The 23,293-nt window shown below is 47.3% G+C and carries 19 protein-coding genes; 12 read left to right on the forward strand and 7 right to left on the reverse strand.

All coding sequences use genetic code 11. The features are described 5' to 3' along the window. Positions 1-68 precede the first annotated feature (68 nt). Positions 69-1,037 (forward strand): rhodanese-related sulfurtransferase, encoded by a 969-nt coding sequence (locus MHB62_RS01410; protein WP_003246287.1) that lies wholly within the window; start codon positions 69-71, stop codon positions 1,035-1,037. Positions 1,038-1,072: 35 nt separating this feature from the next. On the opposite strand, the gene gltP is transcribed toward MHB62_RS01410, so the two are convergent. The 3 genes from gltP to nagB all read right to left on the reverse strand — a co-directional run bounded on the left by gltP (position 1,073) and on the right by nagB (position 5,127). Then, positions 1,073-2,317, reverse strand: a complete 1,245-nt coding sequence (gltP, locus tag MHB62_RS01415) for a glutamate-aspartate/proton symporter GltP (protein ID WP_003234847.1) — start codon at positions 2,315-2,317, stop codon at positions 1,073-1,075. 144 nt (positions 2,318-2,461) lie between these two features. Continuing rightward, positions 2,462-4,357, reverse strand: a complete 1,896-nt coding sequence (gene ptsG, locus MHB62_RS01420) for a glucose-specific PTS transporter subunit IIBC (protein ID WP_015252925.1) — start codon at positions 4,355-4,357, stop codon at positions 2,462-2,464. 20 nt (positions 4,358-4,377) lie between these two features. After that, the gene (gene nagB, locus MHB62_RS01425; RefSeq protein ID WP_032722871.1) at positions 4,378-5,127 is read right to left on the reverse strand and encodes a glucosamine-6-phosphate deaminase; all 750 of its coding nucleotides are present in this window, start codon (positions 5,125-5,127) and stop codon (positions 4,378-4,380) included. Positions 5,128-5,345: 218 nt separating this feature from the next. Here nagB and gamR point away from each other — a divergent pair, with 218 nt between their 5' ends. From gamR to MHB62_RS01440, 3 genes are all read left to right on the forward strand, one after another. After that, positions 5,346-6,053, forward strand: a complete 708-nt coding sequence (gene gamR, locus MHB62_RS01430; RefSeq protein WP_003234841.1) for a transcriptional regulator GamR — start codon at positions 5,346-5,348, stop codon at positions 6,051-6,053. A gap of 33 nt (positions 6,054-6,086) precedes the next feature. Further along, entirely contained in the window at positions 6,087-6,362 is a 276-nt protein-coding gene (locus MHB62_RS01435; RefSeq protein WP_032722873.1) for a DUF1648 domain-containing protein, read from the forward strand. 208 nt (positions 6,363-6,570) lie between these two features. Continuing rightward, positions 6,571-7,641, forward strand: coding sequence for a branched-chain amino acid aminotransferase (locus MHB62_RS01440; protein WP_032722874.1), 1,071 nt, complete (start codon positions 6,571-6,573; stop codon positions 7,639-7,641). 36 nt (positions 7,642-7,677) lie between these two features. On the opposite strand, the gene mmuP is transcribed toward MHB62_RS01440, so the two are convergent. The 4 genes from mmuP to MHB62_RS01460 form a co-directional block, all read right to left on the reverse strand. Then, entirely contained in the window at positions 7,678-9,090 is a 1,413-nt protein-coding gene (mmuP, locus tag MHB62_RS01445) for an S-methylmethionine permease (protein ID WP_032722875.1), read from the reverse strand. Between the two features lie 119 nt (positions 9,091-9,209). Then, a complete protein-coding gene (gene mmuM / locus MHB62_RS01450; protein ID WP_032722876.1) occupies positions 9,210-10,157 on the reverse strand; it encodes a homocysteine S-methyltransferase in 948 nt (315 codons plus the stop codon). A gap of 128 nt (positions 10,158-10,285) precedes the next feature. Further along, a complete protein-coding gene (locus MHB62_RS01455; RefSeq protein ID WP_032722877.1) occupies positions 10,286-11,722 on the reverse strand; it encodes a sodium:alanine symporter family protein in 1,437 nt (478 codons plus the stop codon). Positions 11,723-11,744: 22 nt separating this feature from the next. Further along, entirely contained in the window at positions 11,745-12,728 is a 984-nt protein-coding gene (locus tag MHB62_RS01460; RefSeq protein WP_014475676.1) for a glutaminase, read from the reverse strand. Between the two features lie 301 nt (positions 12,729-13,029). On the opposite strand from MHB62_RS01460, the gene glnK reads away from it, so the two are divergent. From glnK to garD, 8 genes are all read left to right on the forward strand, one after another. Further along, on the forward strand, positions 13,030-14,262 hold the full coding sequence (gene glnK, locus MHB62_RS01465) for a two-component system sensor histidine kinase GlnK (protein ID WP_080276614.1): 1,233 nt from the start codon (positions 13,030-13,032) through the stop codon (positions 14,260-14,262). 10 nt (positions 14,263-14,272) lie between these two features. Next, positions 14,273-15,217 carry a glutamine utilization two-component system response regulator GlnL gene (gene glnL / locus MHB62_RS01470; RefSeq protein WP_003234824.1) on the forward strand — a complete coding sequence of 315 codons (945 nt, stop codon included), beginning with the start codon at positions 14,273-14,275 and terminating at the stop codon, positions 15,215-15,217. Positions 15,218-15,444: 227 nt separating this feature from the next. Further along, positions 15,445-16,371 carry a 5-dehydro-4-deoxyglucarate dehydratase gene (kdgD, locus tag MHB62_RS01475; protein WP_003246372.1) on the forward strand — a complete coding sequence of 309 codons (927 nt, stop codon included), beginning with the start codon at positions 15,445-15,447 and terminating at the stop codon, positions 16,369-16,371. A gap of 29 nt (positions 16,372-16,400) precedes the next feature. Further along, entirely contained in the window at positions 16,401-17,867 is a 1,467-nt protein-coding gene (gucD, locus tag MHB62_RS01480; protein ID WP_032722878.1) for an alpha-ketoglutaric semialdehyde dehydrogenase GucD, read from the forward strand. Between the two features lie 84 nt (positions 17,868-17,951). Beyond that, positions 17,952-19,319, forward strand: coding sequence for a glucarate transporter GudP (gene gudP / locus MHB62_RS01485; RefSeq protein WP_003234818.1), 1,368 nt, complete (start codon positions 17,952-17,954; stop codon positions 19,317-19,319). 36 nt (positions 19,320-19,355) lie between these two features. Beyond that, on the forward strand, positions 19,356-20,723 hold the full coding sequence (gudD, locus tag MHB62_RS01490; protein ID WP_003234816.1) for a glucarate dehydratase: 1,368 nt from the start codon (positions 19,356-19,358) through the stop codon (positions 20,721-20,723). Positions 20,724-20,792: 69 nt separating this feature from the next. Beyond that, the gene (locus MHB62_RS01495; protein WP_003246338.1) at positions 20,793-21,494 is read left to right on the forward strand and encodes a FadR/GntR family transcriptional regulator; all 702 of its coding nucleotides are present in this window, start codon (positions 20,793-20,795) and stop codon (positions 21,492-21,494) included. Between the two features lie 90 nt (positions 21,495-21,584). Then, a complete protein-coding gene (gene garD / locus MHB62_RS01500; protein WP_032722879.1) occupies positions 21,585-23,117 on the forward strand; it encodes a galactarate dehydratase in 1,533 nt (510 codons plus the stop codon). Positions 23,118-23,293 lie beyond the last annotated feature (176 nt).

Raw genomic sequence — 23,293 nt, forward strand, 5'->3', positions numbered from 1 at the left:
GCATTTTCCTGTATGATATAGTAAGAGTGTGCATAGCAACTAACTATAATTGAACAGGGTGTTTAAACATGGAAAAACAATACAGAGTATTACTTTACTATAAATATGTTCCGATTGAAGATCCAGAGGCGTTTAGAGAGCAGCATCTGGCTTTTTGTAAGGAGCTTGGTTTGTTAGGCCGTATCCTTGTTTCTTCTGAAGGAATTAACGGTACGGTATCAGGTACGGTTGAACAGACTGAAAAATATATGGAAACAATGAAAGCTGATCCTCGTTTTGCGGACATGGTATTTAAAATTGATGAAGCAGAAGGCCATGCCTTCAAAAAAATCTTCGTCCGCCATAAAAAAGAGCTTGTAACGCTTCGTCTTGAAGATGATGTCGATCCGAACGAAACAACAGGCCAGCATTTGAAGCCTGCAGAATTTTATGAGAAGATGCAGGATCCAAACACAATTGTCATCGACGCGCGTAACGATTACGAGTATGACCTTGGCCATTTCAGAGGTGCGGTCCGTCCTGACATCGAAGCCTTCCGCGAATTACCTGAATGGATCGAAGAACACAAAGATATGCTTGAAGGCAAAAAGATTTTAACGTACTGTACAGGCGGCGTACGCTGTGAAAAGTTCTCAGGATGGCTGGTGAAGCAAGGCTTTGAAGATGTAGCACAGCTTGACGGCGGAATCGTGACATACGGAAAAGACCCAGAGGTGCAAGGCAAGCTTTGGGACGGCCAGTGCTACGTATTTGATGAAAGAATCAGCGTGCCTGTCAACCGTGTTGAGCATGTGATTGTCGGTAAGGACTACTTTACAGGAGAACCGTGTGAGCGTTATGTGAACTGCGCAAATCCATCTTGCAATAAAAAAATGATATGCACACCGGAAAATGAGTATAAATATATGCGCAGCTGCAGCCACGAATGCCGCACGAACCCAAGAAACCTGTATGTGAAAGAGCATAATATGACAGAAGAAGAAGTAAACGCAAGACTGGCAGCGATTGAAACAGAAGATCACGCTGCTGCTGAATAAAAAAAGAACACCTCGTATTGAGGTGTTCTTTTTTTCTATATGCTTTCAGTTTGGCTGTTTGCGGAAACCCATTCTTTTTGGCGGAAGGCCTTTTCCCATTTTGATACCACGATACAGGCGATCGCATGTCCCGGTACGTTCACGCCTGTTCTCGCCATGTCCATGACGCGGTCAACACCCGCGATAATGGCAACGCCTTCAGCCGGCAGTCCTACAGCATTGGCAGTCGCCAGAAGAACTACAAGCGATCCTGAGGGTACAGCTGCAATGCCTTTACTGGTCATCACAAGCACAAGCATCATGAGCAGCTGCTGGGACAATGTCATGTCTACTTGAAAGGCCTGTGCGAGAAAGATACAAGAAACTGATAAATATAAGCTGGAGCCGTCACAGTTCAATGACAAGCCGGAGGGAACGACAAATGATACCACTCGTTTGGGACAGCCGTATTTCTCCATTCTATCCATCAGCTGAGGGAGAATGGTTTCAGTGCTGGTGGTGGAAAATGCAATTAAAAACAGATCCCATATCATTTTCAATACTTCGAAATACTTAATCTGAAAGATGAGACCGACAAGCGGAAAGAGGACAAAGAGGATCAGGAACAGGCCAAGGAATACGGTGCCAACCAGCTTAAACATAGGGAGGAGGAGTTCAATGCCGTATTGGCCTACAGAAGCTGCCATCAGGGCTAACACGCCGATAGGAGCAGTGACCATGACGATTTGTGTGAGCTTGAACATAATCTGAGCGGTAGATTCAAAGAACTTCATCACTGGTTCAGAAGCTTTGCCGATACCAGCGGCGGCGACACCAAATAAAATGGCGAAGAAAATAACGGCAAGCAAATCATTTCTGGCCATGACATCAATAATGTTTGTAGGGATAATATCCAGGATCATTTGCTTGAAATCAACAACTTTGTCTGTGTAGCCGGAAAGTTCATGGATATCTTTTTTTGCCAAATGGGAGAGGTCAAGCCCGACACCTGGTTTTAAGACATTCGCTAATAAAAGTCCAAGCCCTAATACCAACGTTGTAATCACTTCGAACCAAATGATCGTCTTGATGCCGAGACTGCCCATTTTTTTCATGCTTCCGCTTCCTGCTGCTCCAATGACAATGGTAGAAAATACAATCGGCACAACAATCATTTTAATCAGGCGGATAAATCCATCTCCGACAGGCCTCAGTGCCATCCCGAAATCAGGAAAAAAGTGGCCGATCACCGCGCCGACAGCCAAAGCGATTAAAATTTGAAACGCGATTAATTTTTTCAAATGAATCCCCCTTTAGAACGATAGAATGTAGGCATATTCATATCATTCGTGATTCAAATGCAAACACCTTTTTTCAAGTTATTTTATTTTGACAGCGCTTTCATTATGTTGGCGAAAAAGTCCCCCGCAGCAGGGGGGACTTTTTTACTTCATTTGAATGTGCTTTAGATCTTCTTCAGAGGTATTTGTGAAAATAACCGGTGTTATGGCTGAAGCGGCATGCTGCTTGATGTAATTGAGATCAAAGGTGAGAAGCAGTTCGCCTTGTTTGACGGCTTGTCCGCTTGTGACATGTGCTTCAAAGCCTTCCCCATTCAGTTTGACGGTATCGATGCCGACATGAATCAGGATTTCAGTGCCGCCGGCGCTCATAAAGCCGATGGCGTGTTTTGTCGGAAAAATCGAGACGATCTCGCCGTCCGCAGGTGCAACGACTTTTCCTTCTGATGGTATAATCGCAAATCCCTCGCCCATCATTTTTTCTGAAAAGACTTGATCAGGCACATCCCCTAAAGAGACTGTTTCTCCTTTAATCGGATAAAAAAAGGTCTCACCGGAATCGGGCTTCTGCGGTTTGTCAGTTACCGTGTCCAGCGTGGCGGCGGTGGCAGGGACGCCTCCGGCCATGATTGTTTTGATGTCGTCTTTTAAGGCATCGGACTTGGTTCCGAATATTGCCTGGAAGTTGTTGTTGACCTCCAGCACGCCTACTGCACCAAGCCGTTTTAATTCATCCTTTCTGACTTGACTTGGCTGATGAACGGTCACACGAAGCCTTGTGATACACGCATCCAGGTTAGCGATATTTTGCTGTCCGCCCAAGGCCTGCAACACGTGAAAGGCAAGTTGGTCTTTTGCAACTGGAGCTTTCTCCTCATTCTGACCGTCTTCATCTGTCTCACGGCCGGGCGTTTTCAAATTCCATTTCAGAATCGCAAATCGGAACAAATAATAATAAATGAAAGCAAACACGATCCCGACAGGAATGACAACCCAGCCGTTTGTAGACAGTCCGTAGTTCAAGACGTAGTCAATTCCGCCGCCTGAGAACGTATAGCCGTGGCGGACATGGAATAAATCACAAACGACAAAGATGACGCCGGCAAGAATAGAGTTAATCAAATAGAGCACGGGCGCAACGAACAAGAAAGAAAACTCAACCGGCTCTGTAATTCCGGTCAGCATAGATGTGAGCGCCGCAGAAATCATCACGCCGGAGATCATTTTTTTCTTTTCCGGACGCGCGGTATGGATAATGGCAAGAGCAACTGCCGGCAGACAGAAAATCATGTAAGGGAAATCCCCCATCATAAAGCGCCCGGCTGTCGGGTCTCCCGCGAAAAACCTTGTCAGGTCTCCGGTTACGGTGTTGCCTGTTGATGGGTCTGTGTATTCTCCCATCATAAAATAGAAAGGCGTATAAAAAATATGATGCAGGCCAAAAGGAATCAGCAAACGATAGATCGTTGCATAAAAGAACAGGCCGACTGTTGAATCGGCAATTAAACTGCTGGCTGCGTTAATTCCGTTTTGTATTAGCGGCCAAACGAATGAGAAAATGACGCCGATCACCAATGAACTGACGGAAGTAATAATCGGGACAAAGCGTTTTCCAGAGAAAAATCCAAGGACCGGATGCAGCTCGATTGATGAAAATCGCTTATATAAATAGGCGGCGAGAAGCCCGATAATGATTCCTCCGAAAACCCCCATATCAATCAGGTGCTCGGCTCCTTCATACGGAGGCTGAAGGCCGAGTAATTTTCCCATATTGTCGAGGGTGACGGTTAAAATTAAGTATCCGATGACAGCTGCAAGTCCGGCTACACCTTCTCCGCCGGCTAATCCGATCGCGACCCCCACGGCGAAAATCAGCGGGAGATTATCGAATACAACGCCGCCCGCATCCTTTATAATAGGAATGTTCAGTAAATCCTTGTCTCCGAAACGGAGCAAAAGACCGGCTGCCGGCAGGACGGCAACCGGAGTCATCAACGCGCGGCCAAGCTGCTGCAGAATTTGAAATGCCTTTTTAAACATGACAGTCTCCTTTTATTGTTTTATGAGCATGGTGCACTCTTTAATTTTTGAGCTGCTTTATAATCGGCGATAACGGTTACATGATTGTGTTTTTGAAGAATGGAGGCTGGTACTTCTGTCGTGACAGGACCTTCAGCCATCTTTTGAATGGCGTCTGCTTTTTCCTCGCCGCTTGCTAAAAGCACAATATGTTTGCTGAATTCCATGATGGTTTTAATGCCCATTGAAATCGCGAGTCTCGGCACCAGCACCGGATCACTGCCGAAGAATCTGGCATTTGCCTGTATCGTGCTTTCCGAGAGCTTCACAACACGTGTCCGGTCTTCAAAATCAGATCCCGGTTCATTGAAACCGATATGGCCATTGGCGCCGATGCCAAGAATTTGGACATCAATGCCTCCCGCCTGGCGGATGAGATCCTCGTATACTTTGCATGCCGCCTCAAGCTGCGGATTGTCTCCTTGCGGGATATGAATATGATCAGGCTGCATATTGATATGCTGAAAAAGATGCTCATGCATAAAATGGTTATAACTTTGCGGATGAGATGGAGAGAGACCAGCGTATTCATCCAAATTAAATGTAGTAACCTTTGAAAAATCAATTTCGCCTGCCTGATAGTCTGAAATCAACTGCTTATACAAGCCGACCGGTGTGCTTCCTGTTGCCAGGCCGAGAACGGCATCTTTCTTAGCTTGTATTTGTTTTTTAATAATGGCAGCGCTTAACTTACAGAGTTCTTCGTAGTGCTCGGCGATCAGAATCTTCATGTGACACCCCCTCAAAGAGATAGACAAGCACCTTATTTGTTATGACCAATTTATGATACTTGTCATTACGAATTTAGCACCGCCCTTATCAAACTGTCAATATTAATTTCTGAAAATTTGTTATAAAAGAATGATACAAATCTTTCATATTGGGATGGCAAATGGTATTATGGTCTCAATTAAAAAGAACGGAATGCATACAGAATGGGGAGAATGAAATGACAGCTTTATATTCTGTTATCAAGTTTAAAATCATTGAGTTAATTAAATCGGGCAAATATCAGGCGAATGATCAGCTGCCGACGGAGAGTGAGTTTTGCGAACAATATGATGTCAGCAGAACAACTGTGAGGCTGGCTCTGCAGCAGCTAGAGCTTGAGGGATATATTAAAAGAATTCAAGGAAAAGGGACATTTGTATCGGCGGCAAAAATACAAACGCCGATTCCGCATAAGATTACGAGCTTTGCAGAACAAATGAGAGGCCTTCGTTCTGAATCAAAAGTGCTTGAGCTTGTGGTGATTCCTGCCGATCACTCCATTGCCGAGCTTTTGAAAATGAAAGAGAATGAACCTGTCAACAAGCTTGTCAGAGTCAGATACGCCGAGGGGGAACCTTTGCAGTATCATACCTCATATATTCCCTGGAAGGCGGCACCGGGGCTGGCACAGGAGGAATGCACCGGCTCGCTGTTTGAATTGTTAAGGACAAAATACAATATTGAAATCAGCAGGGGCACGGAATCGATCGAACCGATTTTAACGGATGAAACGATCAGCGGCCACTTATTAACCAATGTCGGAGCGCCTGCGTTTTTATCAGAATCCCTTACCTATGATAAAAATGAAGAAGTGGTGGAATATGCGCAAATTATTACCCGGGGAGACCGAACGAAATTCACCGTAGAACAGTCATATCATTCATAAAGCAATGTGTTTTAAGAAGGGAATGGTGGTTCTATGTTTTTATTTACGAATGGAAAAGTGCTGTGGGGAGCAGTGATTGCTGCATTCATCCTTTCAATTGTATTTTACCCTTTTCTGCCGACGCAGATGCCGATTCATTATGATGTTGCGAACAGTCCGGATCTGACGGTTAACAAGCTGGCGGGGACTTTGATGCTGCCTGTTTTGATGGTGGTGTTTGCATGGGCGCGGAAGATCAATTGGCAATTTGTATTCGCAGTGTATATTTTGCTGATTTGCCACATTGTCGTCCTTTGTTTAGCGCTCTAAATCAAACAGCCAGAATAAAACTGGCTGTTTTCTTTAATTTCAGCTTCATCTGACAATGAATGTGGTGTATAATAGCTGATGATCCTAAAGAATATTCTGAAATTTATAGGCGTGAAGCGGCGTATGATTAAAGGAAAGGCTGTATACTTTTTGCAGCTTTAAAAAGACTGAATATTTAAACAATTATGTGAAAGGTGTGCTGATTAGATTGAATAAGCTTATTGAAAGAGAAAAAACTGTATTTCATAAAGAAAAGCCCGACCCGTCATCCTTGGGATTTGGTCAATATTTTACAGATTATATGTTTGTGATGGACTACGAAGAGGGGATTGGATGGCATCATCCGAGAATTGCGCCGTACGCACCGCTTACGCTTGATCCGTCTGCATCTGTTTTTCATTACGGCCAGGCTGTTTTTGAAGGATTAAAAGCATACAGAACAGAGGATGGCAGGGTGCTCCTGTTCCGTCCGGATCAAAATATTAAACGGCTGAACAGATCGTGTGAGCGCATGAGCATGCCCCCTTTAGACGAAGAGCTGGTGCTTGAGGCATTGACACAATTAGTTGAACTGGAGAAAGATTGGGTTCCAAAGAAAAAAGGAACGTCACTGTATATTCGTCCTTTTGTCATTGCCACAGAACCGAGTCTCGGTGTGAAGGCATCCAGGAGCTATACATTTATGATCGTGCTTTCGCCTGTCGGCTCCTATTATGGCGACGATCAGCTGAAGCCGGTTAGAATCTATGTCGAAGATGAGTATGTGAGGGCGGTCAACGGAGGAGTCGGGTTTGCAAAAACGGCTGGAAACTATGCCGCCAGTCTTCAGGCACAGCGGAAAGCGAATGAACTGGGCTATGACCAGGTACTGTGGCTGGACGCCATCGAAAAGAAATATGTGGAAGAAGTAGGGAGCATGAACATCTTTTTCGTCATAAACGGGGAAGCTGTCACACCTGCTTTAAGCGGAAGCATTTTAAGCGGGGTTACACGTGCGTCTGCGATTGAATTGATTCGAAGCTGGGGCATTCCGGTTCGTGAAGAGAGAATATCGATTGATGAGGTGTATGCGGCCTCTGCACGCGGAGAATTGACAGAGGTCTTCGGCACAGGCACGGCAGCAGTCGTTACGCCTGTCGGTGAACTCAATATTCATGGAAAAACGGTGATTGTAGGCGACGGGCAAATCGGGGACCTCTCGAAAAAGCTGTATGAAACGATAACAGATATTCAGCTTGGCAAGGTGAAGGGCCCGTTTAACTGGACAGTGGAAGTGTGAAAACTGAAAAAGAACCTGCCCGGAGGCAGGTTCTTTTTATTTTGAATGAGTCATATCAGCAGCCGGCTGGCTTTTGCGGTTTTTCGCATAATATGCTGCATAGCAAATGGCCATAAATGGAACACCGCAATAGAGTGCGATTCTTTGATTCGGATCAAAGGCAATGCCAACGACGGAAGCCAGGCATAACAGGAACGCGGCAATCGGCACGAACGGATACAAAGGGGTTCTGTATTTCAAATCAGTAACCTTGTTTCCCGCTTCGATATAACGTTTTCTGAACATGAATTGAGAAGCAGCGATTCCCATCCACACGACAACGACGGCAAAACCGGAAATCGACACGAGCACAACGTATACAGTGTCTGGCGCAAATACGCTGGACAGCAATGACAGAATGCCGCCGATCATGCTGAACACCAGCGCGTTAAAAGGGGTTCCTTTTGACGTCAGCTTTGCAAATGTGGGATGAAGCGTTTTTTCTTTTGATAAAGACCACAGCATCCGGGAAGAAGCGTAGAGTCCGGAATTAGCCGCTGACAGGATCGCTGTCAGGATAACAAAGTTCATGATATCGGCTGCGTATGGTACACCAACTCTATCAAAAACAGCGACAAACGGGCTTTTGATGACACCTGCATCTTGAATCGGAATCAGCCCTGACAGCACAAAAATTGTTCCGACAAAGAAGAGTGAGAGACGCCAGACCGTTGTTTTAATCGCTTTTGGTATTGTCTTGTCAGGATCAACGCTTTCACCGGCTGCGATTCCGATTAGTTCCGTTCCCGAAAAGGCAAAATTAACGGACAGCATCGTCATCAAAATCGGGACAAATCCATTTGGAAAAAGCCCGCCTTCCGCCATGAAGTTGGACAGCATCGGAGCGGCTTCTCCGCCTTTGATCGGGATGATGCCGAACATGGCACAGCCGCCTAAAAGAATAAATAATACAATGGCTAATACTTTGATGCTGGAAAACCAAAATTCTGATTCAGCGAAAAACTTGACCGAAAATGCGTTAAGCAAGAAAATGAACAGCGCAAAGACGGCACTCCACATCCAAACCGATGTATGGGGGAACCAGCGCTGCATTAACAGGCCGGCTGCTGTGAATTCTGATCCCAATGCCACGGTCCATGTCAGCCAGTACAGCCAAGCGACCGTAAATCCGGTGCCCGGCCCTATGTATTTGGCTGCATAGGTGTGAAAGGCGCCGGTCACAGGCATGGCGACTGACAGCTCACCGAGGCATAGCATGACCAAATAAACGATGCCGGCCCCGACTAGGTAGGCGAGTATGGTTCCGGCCGGGCCTGCTTGCTGAATGGTATAACCTGAGCTTAAAAACAGCCCGGTTCCGATGACACCTCCCAAGGAAAGCATAAAGAGGTGCCGGCTTTTCATACTTCTCTGAAAGGTTGTCTCATTCTTGTTGTGGGCAGAGTTCATCTTTTTCCAACTTTCTATCAGCGATTTATTTCCTCCTAATAAAAAATCTCATGTCAGAAAGTGACACGAGACTCCGGCGAACCGGCTTTAAGTTAGAATATACAAACTATTCCGATAAGTCAAGTTGTTTTTAAAGAGCGGGCCCACGCCGCAATTTCTTGAATATTTTCGGGTTTTGTCCGGCAGCAGCCGCCAATCAGCCTCGCTCCTTTTTCATGCCAGGTGCGGGCGCTCGCCCCGTAAGATTCTGCGCATGCTGCGCCGTTCCACGTTTTTGTTTCCGGATCATATTGCTCACCTGAATTCGGGTAGACAATGATCGGTTTTGACGTGTTCTTTTTTAACTCCTCTATCAAGGAAGGGATATGCTGAAGCGGCGTGCAGTTGATGCCGAGTGCTGCAATTTGGCGGTGTTCATCAAGCCACGATGCGCAGTCAGCTGCAGGTGTTCCGTCACTGATATGCAAGCCGTCTTTAGCACTGAAGCTGATCCATGCATACGTTTCAGGAAATTCCTTCAACAGCCGAACAATCGCTTTGGCTTCAGTCAGACACGGAATCGTTTCGCATGCCAAAACATCAGCTCCGGCTTCAATCAGCGCCTTCATCCGGGGGCGATGAAATTCAATCAGTTCATCTTCTGATATTGCGTAGTTGCCGCGATACTCAGACCCGTCTGCAAGATAAGCGCCATAAGGGCCTATAGAAGCCGCAATGATCGGTTTTGGCCGATTCAAACGGTTCTCTTTAAGCGACCAAAATTCATCACGTGCTTCAGCTGCGATGCTGACGGACAACTCGATGAGCCGGCGTGCTTCCGCTTCGCTCAGCCCGCGTGCGGCAAAGCCTTCAAATGTAGACTGATAGCTGGCGGTGATTGCACAATCGGCACCTGCCGCAAAATAATCAGTATGAACTTGTTTAATCAGCTCCGGCTCTTCCATCAGGATTTTTGCTGACCACAGACTGTCGTTCAAATCACAGCCCTTGCGTTCAAGCTCGGTCGCCATGGCGCCGTCTAGCACAATAAGCGGGTATGTATCTAATATGTGTTGGATAGGATTCATAGAATGTACCGATGCCTTCTTTCAGATTTTTTTGAAAAAGATATGAAAATCGTAATGGAGGCTTACGTGTTTGTCAATAAACGCAAAAAGAGAAAGGTGTTCAGCCCATATGTCTGAACACCCTTTTCTTATGATATTTGTTTGTTGTGCGTGTCAGTCTTTGTGTCTGAAACCGGCCAGCACTCAATGCCATTGTGGTTTTTGAGCACATCTTTATAAAAGACAGGATCTTTGCCTGCTTTTTTCTGGCGTGTATAGTCTTTCAGCGCCGTAAAAACAACCTTTGATAGTAAGAAAATAGCGATTAAATTCACGACGACCATCAAACCCATGAACAAATCAGCAAGATCCCAGACGAGCTGGACTTTGGCAACACAGCCAAACACGATCATTGCCAGCACGCCGATACGGTAGACAAAAATCAGTTTTTTGCTTTTGTTCAAAAAGCCGATATTGGTTTCGCCATAATAATAGTTTCCGATTAAAGCACAGAATCCGAATAACAAAATCAGAATGGCGAGAAAGCCTGATGCCCATGATCCGACATGGGAGCTGAGAGAGGCTTGTGTCAAGGCGATTCCGCTCAGACCCGGAGTATGATAGGCATCCGAAAACAGGATGATAAAGGCGGTGCTTGTACAAATGACCAGTGTATCTGTCAGTACACCAAAAGCTTGGATCAGCCCCTGTTTGACGGGATGGCTTGTTGTGGCGGTGGCAGCGGCATTCGGTGCACTTCCCATTCCCGCTTCGTTTGAAAAGATTCCCCGTCTGACGCCTTGCATGAGTGCCGCGCCCAAAGCCCCGCCGGCGGCCTGGTCAAAACCAAAAGCATTTTTCACGATTAGCGCAAGCACACCTGGCAGCTGCGTAATGTTGGTGAAAATGACGAAAAACGCAACTCCGATATACAGGACAGCCAATACGACGACAATGGATTCAGCCAGCTTTGCAATGCGCTTGACTCCGCCAAAAATAATCGTGCCGAATACAGCAATTAAAATGAGTCCCAATGTCAGGCGGTTTGTGCCAAACGCGTTTTCAAAGGCAAGGCTGACTGTATTGGATTGAACCGAGTTGAAGACGATACCGAACGATAAGGTGATTAACACAGCGAACAGCGCGCCCATCCACCTTTTGTTCAGCCCTTTTTCCATGTAATACGCCGGCCCGCCGCGGAAGCCGTTTACATCTTTTACTTTATAAATCTGAGCCAGTGTGCTTTCCACAAAGCTAGATGCTGATCCGATAATGGCGATAATCCACATCCAGAAGATTGCACCGGGCCCGCCGAGTGCAATGGCGATGGCAATGCCCGTAATATTTCCCGTTCCGACACGGGCCGCCATGCTGATGCAAAAGGCTTGAAACGGAGAAATGCTGTTTTTTGACCGGGAAGCAGCACCTTCTCTTAATACCCTGACCATTTCTTTCAGCATGCGAACCTGTAAAAACTTAAGCCTGAACGTAAAATAGATTCCCAGAGAAAGGAGCAAAACAATTAATAGCTTTGACCACAAAAGATCATTTGCAATACCGACGATATGTTCTAGGATTTGCTGCATACAATCACCTCTTTTTTCATATTTAAAAAATGCTGAGCTCCCATTCCTGCGCCATATGCTTCAGCAGCATACCGCCAGTGAGGCTGTTGCCGTATTCATCAATGGCAGGCCCGTAAATGCCGATGCCGCATCCGGATTGAAAAGGCTGTTCTCTTCTGGCGCTTGGAGGCACCAGCGCCATGATGCCACCGGAGACGCCGCTTTTGGCCGGCACGCCGACAAACGCCGCATATTTGCCTGAAGCGTTGTACATGCCGCACGTCAGCATTAATGCCTTGGCTAATTTTGCCACATCTTTTGGAATCACCTGCTCGCGTCGAATCGGATGATACCCATCATGAGCAAGGATCAGGCCGATCAACGCAATATCTTCTGTGGTGCTCTCCATAGCGCATTGCTTCAAGTACACCTCAAGTGTTTCTTCTACTTCAGCTTCTAAAAAGTTTGTTTCTTTTAAATAGTAGGCCAGCGCTCTGTTGCGGTGGGCGGTTTCCCATTCAGAACGGAATACTTCCTCATGAATTCTCGGCCGTTTTCCTATCAAAGTTTCCATCACCGAGTAAAGAAACTCGAGCTTTTCGTATGCCGATTCTCCGGGAAGGATCGAAGCGATGGTGAGGGCACCCGCGTTGATCATGGGATTGAAGGGCTTTCCCGGCTTGTTGATTTCGAGCCGAATAATTGAATTAAAGGCGTCACCTGTCGGCTCGACATCTACGCGGTCAAGCACATAGGGAATGCCGCGGCTCATGCAGGCGGCAATAAAGCTAATCACTTTTGAAATGCTTTGCAGGGTAAAAGAGACGTTCCAGTCGCCGGCGTGTATCATCGTTCCATCAGGCTCCAATACACAGATGCCGAGCTGTGAATCATTGACTTTTCCTAAAGCGGGGATATAGTTTGCGCTTTGTCCATTGGCGGCAAAAGGGCGATAGTATTCAACCCAATCATGAAGCTGTAACGCCGGGTTTATGTCTTTCTGGTGCTCTTTTATCAATTCTTTCATCGAATTCCTCCTCACTGATTTTTTTCTTAAAGGACTGAGGTGTATCAAAACGAAGGCTAAAGGGGCGTTAAACGCTTTCATAATAGCGGAAGGTATAATTACTGTATAATGGAGACTACAGAATCATACAAAATACGACAAAAACATTTTGAAAATAAGCAGTAAGATTTATAAAAACCTCATGTTCTGGGTCAAAAGCAATTTGCAGGTTTTCTCCCGATTCCCCAAAATAAAAAGCGAGGATGTGATCAACATAAAACTGGAACGGTTTATTGAAAAAGACGGATATATACTGGCCCTCATGCTGATTACGGTGCCGCTGGCCGGTGAACTGAAATTTTATCCCCTCAATGAAGAATTCCGGGTCAGCTTTGGGGCACCGGTTTTTTTCTTCTTTTTATCATTGTTGCGGCATGTGCCCGCTGTGCTGCCGGGTTTTCTGACTGGAGCGGCTGTTTTCATCTTTCGCGTCTTTCTGGAATTATGGGGCGGAGGACACAATGGGCTGACTCCGATTCTGTATGATCAAGCGTCTGGCTTTTTCTTTTATATGACTTACGCCTGTCTGTTTTCCATATTAAAGGCCAATCGTTTCCGTGAACGGCCGATTATGCTCGGTTTCATTGGGTTTATGATTGAAGTTGTGTCAGATTGTGTCGAGCTGGCTGTGCAATTTCTCATTTTTCATACGGTTGTCACGCCTGAGAAAATCACTGACATTGCGGTGATTGCGATTTCTCACACATTTATTGTGATGAGCTTTTATAGTGTGCTGAAGCTGTATGAAACACAATCGAGAGAAAAACAGACAAGGCAGCAGCACGAGCACATGCTGATGATCGTTTCCAATTTATATGAAGAAACGGTGCACCTAAAAAAGACATTGAAAACGACAGAGAAAGTGACAAACGATTCGTATCAGCTCTATCGGGAAATGAAGGGCAAGGATGTTCAGCTGAGCGGCAGAATCCTGAGACTGGCCGGAGAGATTCATGAAGTGAAAAAGGACAACCAGCGGATATTCGCAGGGCTTTCAAAACTGATTTCGAATGAGAGTTTGAGAGATTATATGAGGGCTTCTGATTTGCTGCAGCTCGTGATTCGAATGAATGAAAAGTACGCTGAAGCACTAGGGAAGCAGATTGATTTTTACTGCTCGATCGAGGGAGAGCATGACGAATATCACGTATTTATCGTGCTTTCGATCATTAATAATCTAGCAGCAAATGCGGTAGAGGCTATGGATGAAGAGGGAATGGTCAGCCTGAGGCTCCGTAAGCCAAATGAGAGTATGGTAGAATTCCAGGTGGAAGACAATGGCCCAGGGATTTCCGAGAAAATCGGAGACATTGTGTTTGACCCGGGCTTTACTTCAAAATATGACGAATTTGGCACGCCTTCTACGGGTATCGGACTTTCCTACGTAAAGGAAATCGTGACTGAGCTAGAAGGGGATATCACGTTTGATAATCAGCAGCGGGGAGTGGTGTTTGCCATCAGGCTGCCTGTCCGGCATTTGATTCAGAAAGGGTGAACCAAAAGCTATGCGTTTTTTTATTGCAGATGATGACCGTGCGGTGCGGTCAATTTTAAGGCAGATCATTGAGGACGAAGATCTCGGGGAAGCTGCTGGTGAAGCAGACGACGGAAGCCAAGTGGAAGGGCATATGCTGCAATTTAAGCAGATTGATATTTTATTAATCGATCTGTTAATGCCCGGAAGAGACGGCATTGAGACGATTCGTCAGATCCAGAATACGTACTCCGGCAAAATCGTAATGATCTCTCAAGTGGAGGCGAAGGAAATGGTCGGGGAAGCGTACTCGCTCGGCATCGAATATTTTATCCATAAGCCGATTAACCGCATTGAAATTGTCACGGTTCTCCAAAAGGTGAAGGAGCGGATCGAGCTTGAACACTCGATTGGAGCCATTCAGCATTCTCTAAGCCGGCTTGTCAATCGGACTGAACGGAAAGCGCGTCCCCAGCAGAAGAGTGACAGCGGTTTAAAAGAGGCAGGAACATTCCTGTTGTCCGAGCTGGGCATGATGGGAGAAGGCGGCGCACATGATCTCATGGCGGTCCTGCAGTATTTAGCAGAACACGAGCAATCCGAGCCGCACGAAAAACAAAGCCCTTCGCTAAAACAAATATTCACCCAAGTAGCGGTACGGAAGCTGGGGACAGGGGCCTCACAGACGGAAGTCAATCGCGAAATGAAAGCCTCGGAGCAGCGTATCCGCAGAGCGATTATTCATTCGCTGCACCATTTTGCTTCACTGGGCACAACTGATTTTTCGAATCCAAAATTTGAAACCTATGCATCCAAATTCTTTGATTTTCCGGTTGTCAGCCAGAAAATGAAAGAACTCCAATCCAAGGATGCAAAACCCCTTGCACCTGCTAGAATAAATATGAAAAAATTCATCCACGTGTTTTTTTTGGAAGCAAAGCTTTTGCATGAGACGATGAAACAAAGAAGGATATAAACCAAACAGCCGGCTGACCAGGCTGTTTTTTTGCTGCGCAGAATCCCGGCCGGACAGTGATTCACCGCTTTTTTATAAAATATCAGAAAATAAAGATATTGACTTATTGTTTATTTGTCTTACAATTAAACAAAAGGATATATGGGGAAGGAGCGGATGTGAAAGAAAAATTAATAAAAGCGCTTACAGATAGAGGCTGTATACACAAATAACAGGAGGTTATGTTGATGAGCCGTATCAGAAAAGCACCCGCTGGAATTTTAGGTTTTCCGGTTGCTCCTTTTAACACACAAGGAAAACTGGAGGAAGAAGCTCTTTTTCAAAACATTGAGTTTTTGCTGAATGAGGGCTTGGAAGCGATATTTATCGCTTGCGGGTCTGGTGAATTCCAATCTCTCAGCCAGAAGGAATATGAGCAAATGGTGGAAGTCGCAGTCTCGGCAGCCGGAGGAAAGGTGCCGGTCTACACGGGGGTGGGCGGCAACCTCAGCACAGCGCTTGATTGGGCGCAGCTGTCGGAGAAAAAAGGCGCCGACGGCTACTTGATCCTGCCTCCGTATTTGGTGCATGGCGAACAGGAGGGGCTGTACCAGTATGCGAAAACGATTATTGAAAGCACTGACTTGAACGCGATTCTTTATCAGCGCGATAACGCCGTTCTCTCTGTTGAACAGATCAAACGTCTGACCGAATGTGAACAGCTTGTCGGTGTCAAAGACGGGGTAGGAAATATGGATTTGAATATCAACCTCGTCTATACGATCGGCGACCGCTTAGGATGGCTCAACGGAATGCCGATGGCTGAAGTGACGATGCCGGCTTATCTGCCGATCGGGTTCCACTCTTACTCTTCAGCGATTTCAAATTATATCCCGCATATTTCGCGAATGTTCTATGATGCATTGAAAAACGGAAATGACGAGCTTGTGAAGGAACTCTATCGGCATGTGATTCTTCCGATCAACGACATTCGCAAACAACGAAAAGGCTACGCCGTATCCTTGATTAAAGCCGGTATGGAAATCATGGGTTTGAATGTAAGGAATACAGCCAGACCGCCTGTCGGCCCGGTTGAAAAAGATCATTATCAGCAATTGGAAGCAATTTTGAAGCAGGCGGCTGACCGTTTTCCGAAAAAAGCCGCGACGGTTTGACCAGAAAAAACACGAAAGGGGCAATGGGCATGTCTGTGATCACAGAACAAAACACGTACCTCAACTTTATTAACGGAGAGTGGGTTAAGTCTCAATCAGGCGATATGGTCAAGGTCGAAAACCCTGCCGATGTGAATGATATTGTCGGATATGTACAGAATTCAACAGCTGAAGATGTGGAACGTGCCGTCGCCGCCGCCAATGAAGCCAAAACGGCTTGGAGAAAGCTGACGGGTGCCGAGCGCGGCCAATACTTATACAAAACAGCGGATATCATGGAGCAGCGCTTGGAGGAAATCGCCGCCTGTGCAACGCGTGAAATGGGTAAAACACTGCCGGAAGCGAAGGGAGAAACAGCCCGGGGGATTGCCATTCTGCGCTATTACGCCGGAGAGGGCATGCGAAAAACGGGTGACGTCATTCCGTCTACTGACAAAGACGCGCTCATGTTTACCACCCGTGTTCCGCTCGGTGTGGTCGGCGTGATTTCTCCGTGGAACTTCCCGGTGGCGATCCCGATTTGGAAAATGGCGCCGGCATTGGTATACGGCAATACCGTTGTCATCAAACCGGCGACAGAAACAGCTGTGACATGCGCGAAGATCATTGCCTGCTTTGAGGAAGCGGGGCTCCCGGCAGGGGTCATCAATTTGGTGACAGGCCCGGGTTCTGTTGTCGGGCAGGGGCTTGCTGAGCATGAGGGTGTAAACGCCGTTACGTTTACCGGTTCAAATCAAGTCGGAAAAATCATCGGGCAAGCCGCTTTAGCGAGGGGAGCCAAGTACCAGCTTGAGATGGGCGGCAAAAACCCTGTCATCGTAGTTGATGACGCTGACCTTGAAGCTGCGGCCGAAGCTGTCATAACGGGGGCCTTTCGTTCAACCGGCCAGAAATGTACCGCGACAAGCCGTGTCATTGTACAAAGCGGAATTTATGAGCGCTTTAAAGAAAAACTGCTCCAGCGCACAAAAGATATTACAATCGGAGACAGCTTAAAAGAGGATGTCTGGATGGGGCCGATTGCCAGCAAGAATCAGCTTGATAACTGCCTGTCATACATTGAGAAAGGCAAACAGGAGGGGGCTTCCTTTTTAATAGGAGGAGAAAAGCTGGAGAACGGAAAGTATCAAAACGGCTATTATGTTCAGCCTGCCATCTTTGACAATGTGACATCTGAGATGACAATTGCCCAGGAGGAAATTTTCGGTCCGGTGATCGCCTTGATCAAGGTGGACTCGATGGAGGAGGCGCTGAACATCGCCAATGATGTGAAGTTCGGTTTAAGTGCATCCATCTTCACGGAAAACATCGGCCGAATGCTTTCTTTCATTGATGAAATCGATGCCGGGCTGGTTCGGATCAATGCAGAAAGCGCAGGTGTTGAGCTGCAGGCGCCTTTTGGCGGCATGAAGCAGTCGAGCTCCCACTCCCGAGAACAGGGTGAGGCAGCGAAGGACTTTTTCACAGCGATCAAAACTGTTTTTATGAAGCCGTAATGGTGCTGGAAAGAGGCGTGCGTCTCTTTCCCGGCTTTATCACAGCCAGCATATGATTCTCTACTTTGAAAAGGAGAAGATACTATGAAAAAAGACTTTGCGAGTGTTACTCCGGCGGGCAAAAAAACGTCCGTGCGCTGGTTTATCGTGTTTATGCTGTTTCTTGTGACCTCTATTAACTACGCGGATCGAGCGACGCTTTCCATCACCGGCGATTCCGTCCAGCACGATTTGGGATTGGACTCGGTCGCCATGGGATATGTCTTTTCTGCCTTTGGCTGGGCCTATGTCATCGGACAGCTTCCGGGCGGCTGGCTGCTGGACCGTTTTGGTTCAAAGACTATCATTGCGTTAAGCATCTTTTTCTGGTCGTTTTTTACGCTGCTGCAAGGGGCGATTGGCTTTTTCTCCGCCGGCACAGCGATTATCCTGCTGTTTGCACTGCGTTTTCTGGTTGGTTTATCAGAAGCGCCTTCATTTCCCGGAAACGGCAGAGTTGTTGCTTCATGGTTTCCAAGCTCCGAGCGCGGGACAGCTTCAGCCTTTTTTAATTCAGCACAATACTTCGCAATCGTCATTTTTTCTCCTTTAATGGGCTGGCTTACCCACTCTTTCGGCTGGCATTCCGTCTTCGTTGTCATGGGTATTGCGGGCATTCTTCTGGCTGTCATCTGGCTAAAAACGGTGTATGAACCGAAAAAACACCCAAAGGTTAATGAAGCTGAGCTTGCGTACATCGAACAGGGCGGCGGGCTGATTTCCATGGATGACAGTAAAAGCAAACAAGAAACAGAATCGAAATGGCCGTATATCAAACAGCTGTTAACGAACCGCATGCTGATTGGCGTGTACATCGCGCAATACTGTATTACGACTCTCACCTATTTCTTTCTCACATGGTTTCCGGTATATTTGGTTCAGGCCCGCGGCATGTCTATTCTTGAAGCTGGGTTTGTCGCTTCCCTGCCGGCGCTGTGCGGATTTGCCGGCGGCGTCCTTGGGGGCATTGTGTCAGACATCTTACTCAAAAAAGGCCGTTCACTGACCTTTGCAAGAAAAGTGCCAATCATTGCCGGCATGCTGCTGTCTTGCAGTATGATTGTCTGTAACTACACAGATTCAGCATGGCTCGTCGTTGTCATTATGTCGCTCGCGTTTTTCGGAAAAGGCTTCGGCGCATTGGGTTGGGCTGTCGTGTCGGACACGTCTCCGAAAGAATGTGCAGGATTAAGCGGCGGTTTGTTCAACACTTTCGGGAATATTGCCTCAATTACAACACCGATTATTATCGGATACATTGTCAATGCCACTGGATCTTTCAATGGCGCGCTTGTGTTTGTCGGCGCTAACGCGATTGCGGCGATCCTCAGCTATTTGCTGCTGGTCGGGCCGATCAAACGGGTCGTGTTAAAGAAACAAGAACAAGACCCCGATCAATCGTTGCCTGTCTAATATTTATGAAAGCGCTTTATAAAGGGAGGAAAATGCATGAGTTCACCGATACAAGAGCAGGTTCAAAAAGAAAAAAGATCGAATATTCCCTCAATTTCTGAAATGAAGGTGATTCCTGTTGCGGGACATGACAGCATGCTGCTGAATCTAAGCGGAGCACACAGCCCGTTTTTTACCCGGAATATCGTAATCTTAACAGACAGCAGCGGAAATCAGGGAGTCGGCGAGGTGCCTGGCGGAGAGCATATTCGCCGCACACTGGAGCTGTCAGAGCCGCTTGTTGTCGGAAAATCTATCGGTGCGTACCAGGCGATATTGCAAACGGTCAGAAAGCAGTTTGGCGATCAGGACAGGGGAGGGCGAGGAAACCAGACGTTTGATTTGCGCACCACTGTGCACGCCGTCACCGCACTGGAAGCGGCTTTGTTGGATTTGCTTGGAAAGTTTCTTCAGGAACCGGTCGCGGCTTTGCTGGGCGAAGGGAAGCAGCGTGATGAAGTAAAAATGCTCGGTTACCTCTTTTACATCGGCGACCGAAATCGGACGACCTTGCCGTATCAAAGCGATGAGCAGTCAGATTGTGCGTGGTTCCGTCTGCGCCATGAGGAAGCGCTGACGCCGGAGGCCATTGTGCGTCTTGCCGAATCCGCACAGGAGCGCTATGGCTTTCAGGATTTCAAATTGAAAGGCGGGGTGCTGCGGGGAGAAGAGGAAATCGAAGCTGTTACCGCATTATCGAAACGTTTTCCAGAGGCAAGGATCACTCTTGATCCGAACGGGGCATGGTCATTAGAGGAAGCTATTGCATTATGCAAAGGAAAGCAAGATGTGCTCGCGTATGCGGAAGATCCATGCGGGGATGAGAATGGCTACTCCGCTCGTGAAGTAATGGCTGAATTCCGCCGCGCGACAGGGCTTCCGACTGCGACAAATATGATTGCGACTGACTGGCGGGAAATGGGTCACGCGATTCAGCTCCACGCGGTCGATATACCGCTGGCTGATCCGCATTTTTGGACGATGCAAGGGTCGGTGCGGGTTGCGCAAATGTGCCATGATTGGGGTTTGACATGGGGCTCGCACTCCAACAACCACTTTGATATTTCCCTTGCGATGTTTACCCATGTGGCAGCAGCGGCTCCGGGGCGGATCACGGCGATTGATACCCATTGGATCTGGCAGGACGGGCAGCGATTAACGAAACAGCCTTTTGAGATTTCTTCTGGCTGTGTCAAGGTGCCGGATAAGCCTGGACTAGGCGTCGATATTGATATGGAACAAGTGGAAAAAGCGCATGAGATCTATCGGAAAATGAATTTAGGCGCACGGAATGATGCGATCCCAATGCAGTTCCTGATCAGCAACTGGGAATTTGACCGGAAGCGCCCGTGTCTTGTGCGATAAGTTTGATTGTAAATATTGTCATATCCGCTATTTTGTCTTACAATTGAACAACTGAAGGGAGAGTTGTTCGTGTACGAAGGTTTAGAGGATTTGAAAGTCGATACAGTCAATCGGAAAACATTAGCCAAGCAGGTCATCGAACGGATTGTCCATTTATTATCGAGCGGACAGTTGAGGGCCGGAGACAAATTGCCGACAGAAATGGAACTGATGGACATTTTGCATGTCAGCAGGCCGGTGCTACGGGAAGCACTCAGTTCACTTGAAACGCTGGGCGTCATTACGAGAAAAACACGAGGGGGCACATATTTCAACGATAAAATCGGCATGCAGCCATTTTCCGTCATGCTTGCTTTGGCCACTGATAATCTTCCGGCTATCATTGAAGCGCGGATGGCGCTAGAACTCGGGCTCGTGACAATTGCCGCGGAAAAAATCAATGAGGAAGAGCTTCAGCGTTTGCAGAAGACGATCGACGATATTGCCAACAGCACTGACAATCATTATGGTGAAGCGGATAAAGAGTTCCATCGAATTATTGCGTTAAGCGCCAATAACCCCGTCGTTGAAGGGATGATTCAGTCCCTGCTGATCACCCATGCGAAAATTGACAGCCAAATTCCGTACAGGGAGAGAGATGTAACGGTCGAATATCACAAAAAAATCTACGACGCCCTTGCCAAAAGAGATCCGTACAAAGCACATTACCACATGTATGAGCATCTGAAATTTGTCCGTGACAAAATTCTAAAAGGAATGGATGAAAAATAATGGTGAGCAACCGCAGTTGAAACGTAAGAGCTGCGGTTTTTTTAAACCAATTTAGAAAACGCTTACTAAAATATGAGGAGTGATTTTCATATGGCGATGAACCTCAGGAAGAACCAAGCCCCCCTTTACATCAAAGTGCATGAAATAGATAACACCGCGATTATTGTAAATGATGGAGGGCTGCCAAAGGGCACTGTTTTCTCATGCGGGCTCGTACTTGAAGAGGATGTTCCTCAAGGCCATAAGGTGGCCCTCACCGATCTCAATCAAGGGGACGAGATCGTGCGTTACGGAGAGGTGATCGGATTTGCTGATGAGACGATCAAACGCGGGAGCTGGATACGGGAAGCCCTCGTGAGAATGCCCGCTCCTCCGGCGTTAGACGATCTTCCTCTCGCAAACAGGGTGCCGCAGCCGCGGCCCCCACTTGAAGGATATACATTTGAAGGATACCGAAATGCGGATGGCAGTGCGGGGACAAAAAATATCCTCGGCATCACGACAAGTGTTCAATGTGTTGTTGGCGTTTTGGATTATGCAGTCAAACGAATAAAAGAAGAGCTGCTGCCGAAATACCCAAATGTCGATGACGTTGTGCCGCTGCATCATCAATACGGATGCGGCGTGGCGATCAATGCGCCCGACGCTGTCATTCCGATCCGCACGATTCAAAATCTTGCGAAGCATCCGAACTTCGGCGGTGAAGTAATGGTAATCGGATTGGGATGTGAAAAGCTCCTCCCGGAAAGAATTGCCTCCGAAAATGATGATGACATTCTATCGCTCCAGGATCACCGAGGTTTTGCGGCGATGATCCAATCCATTTTGGAAATGGCGGAGGAACGGTTAATCAGGCTGAACAGCAGAACCCGGGTGTCATGCCCTGTTTCGGATCTGGTTATCGGCCTGCAATGCGGCGGCAGTGATGCGTTTTCCGGCGTGACGGCGAACCCTGCCGTGGGGTATGCGGCTGATTTATTGGTTCGCGCAGGTGCAACGGTTTTGTTTTCTGAAGTGACAGAGGTGCGGGATGCCATTCATTTATTAACGCCGCGGGCTGTCAGTGAAGAGGTCGGACAATCGCTGATCAAAGAGATGAAGTGGTATGACAGCTATCTTCGGCGGGGAGACGCAGACCGTAGCGCAAACCCGTCACCAGGCAATAAAAAAGGCGGATTATCCAATGTGGTGGAAAAAGCGTTAGGTTCGGTAGCGAAATCAGGCACAAGCCCCATCTCCGGCGTGCTCGGCCCTGGTGGAAGAGCAAAGCAAAAAGGCCTGCTGTTCGCGGCGACACCGGCAAGCGATTTTGTGTGCGGCACCCTGCAGCTGGCTGCGGGCATGAATTTGCAGGTGTTTACGACAGGGAGAGGAACACCATATGGCCTGGCTGCTGCGCCGGTTCTGAAAGTATCGACGCGGCATTCCTTATCAGAGCATTGGGCTGATTTAATCGATATCAATGCCGGCCGAATCGCGACAGGAGAGGCCAGTATCGAAGACGTAGGCTGGGAAATCTTCAGGACGATTTTGGATGTGGCAAGCGGCCGCAAACAAACGTGGGCAGACCGTTGGGGTCTTCATAATGATTTGTGCTTGTTTAATCCTGCTCCAGTGACTTGATTCATGTTTTTATAGCGGAAAGATGGAATATGCTGTAAAATGAAAATCAGCGTATAGGAAACGGAGGGGTTACAGCATGGCATTCATTAGATTCCGAGTGACACGAATTCAATAGTGAACAACTCTCGCCTGAATGCGAGAGAATCGGGATGAATCCGCCTATGTATGAGCCCTTA

Origin of the sequence: Bacillus sp. FSL K6-0255, from assembly GCF_045040725.1 — a bacterium.
Classification (GTDB): Bacteria; Bacillota; Bacilli; order Bacillales; family Bacillaceae; genus Bacillus; species Bacillus subtilis.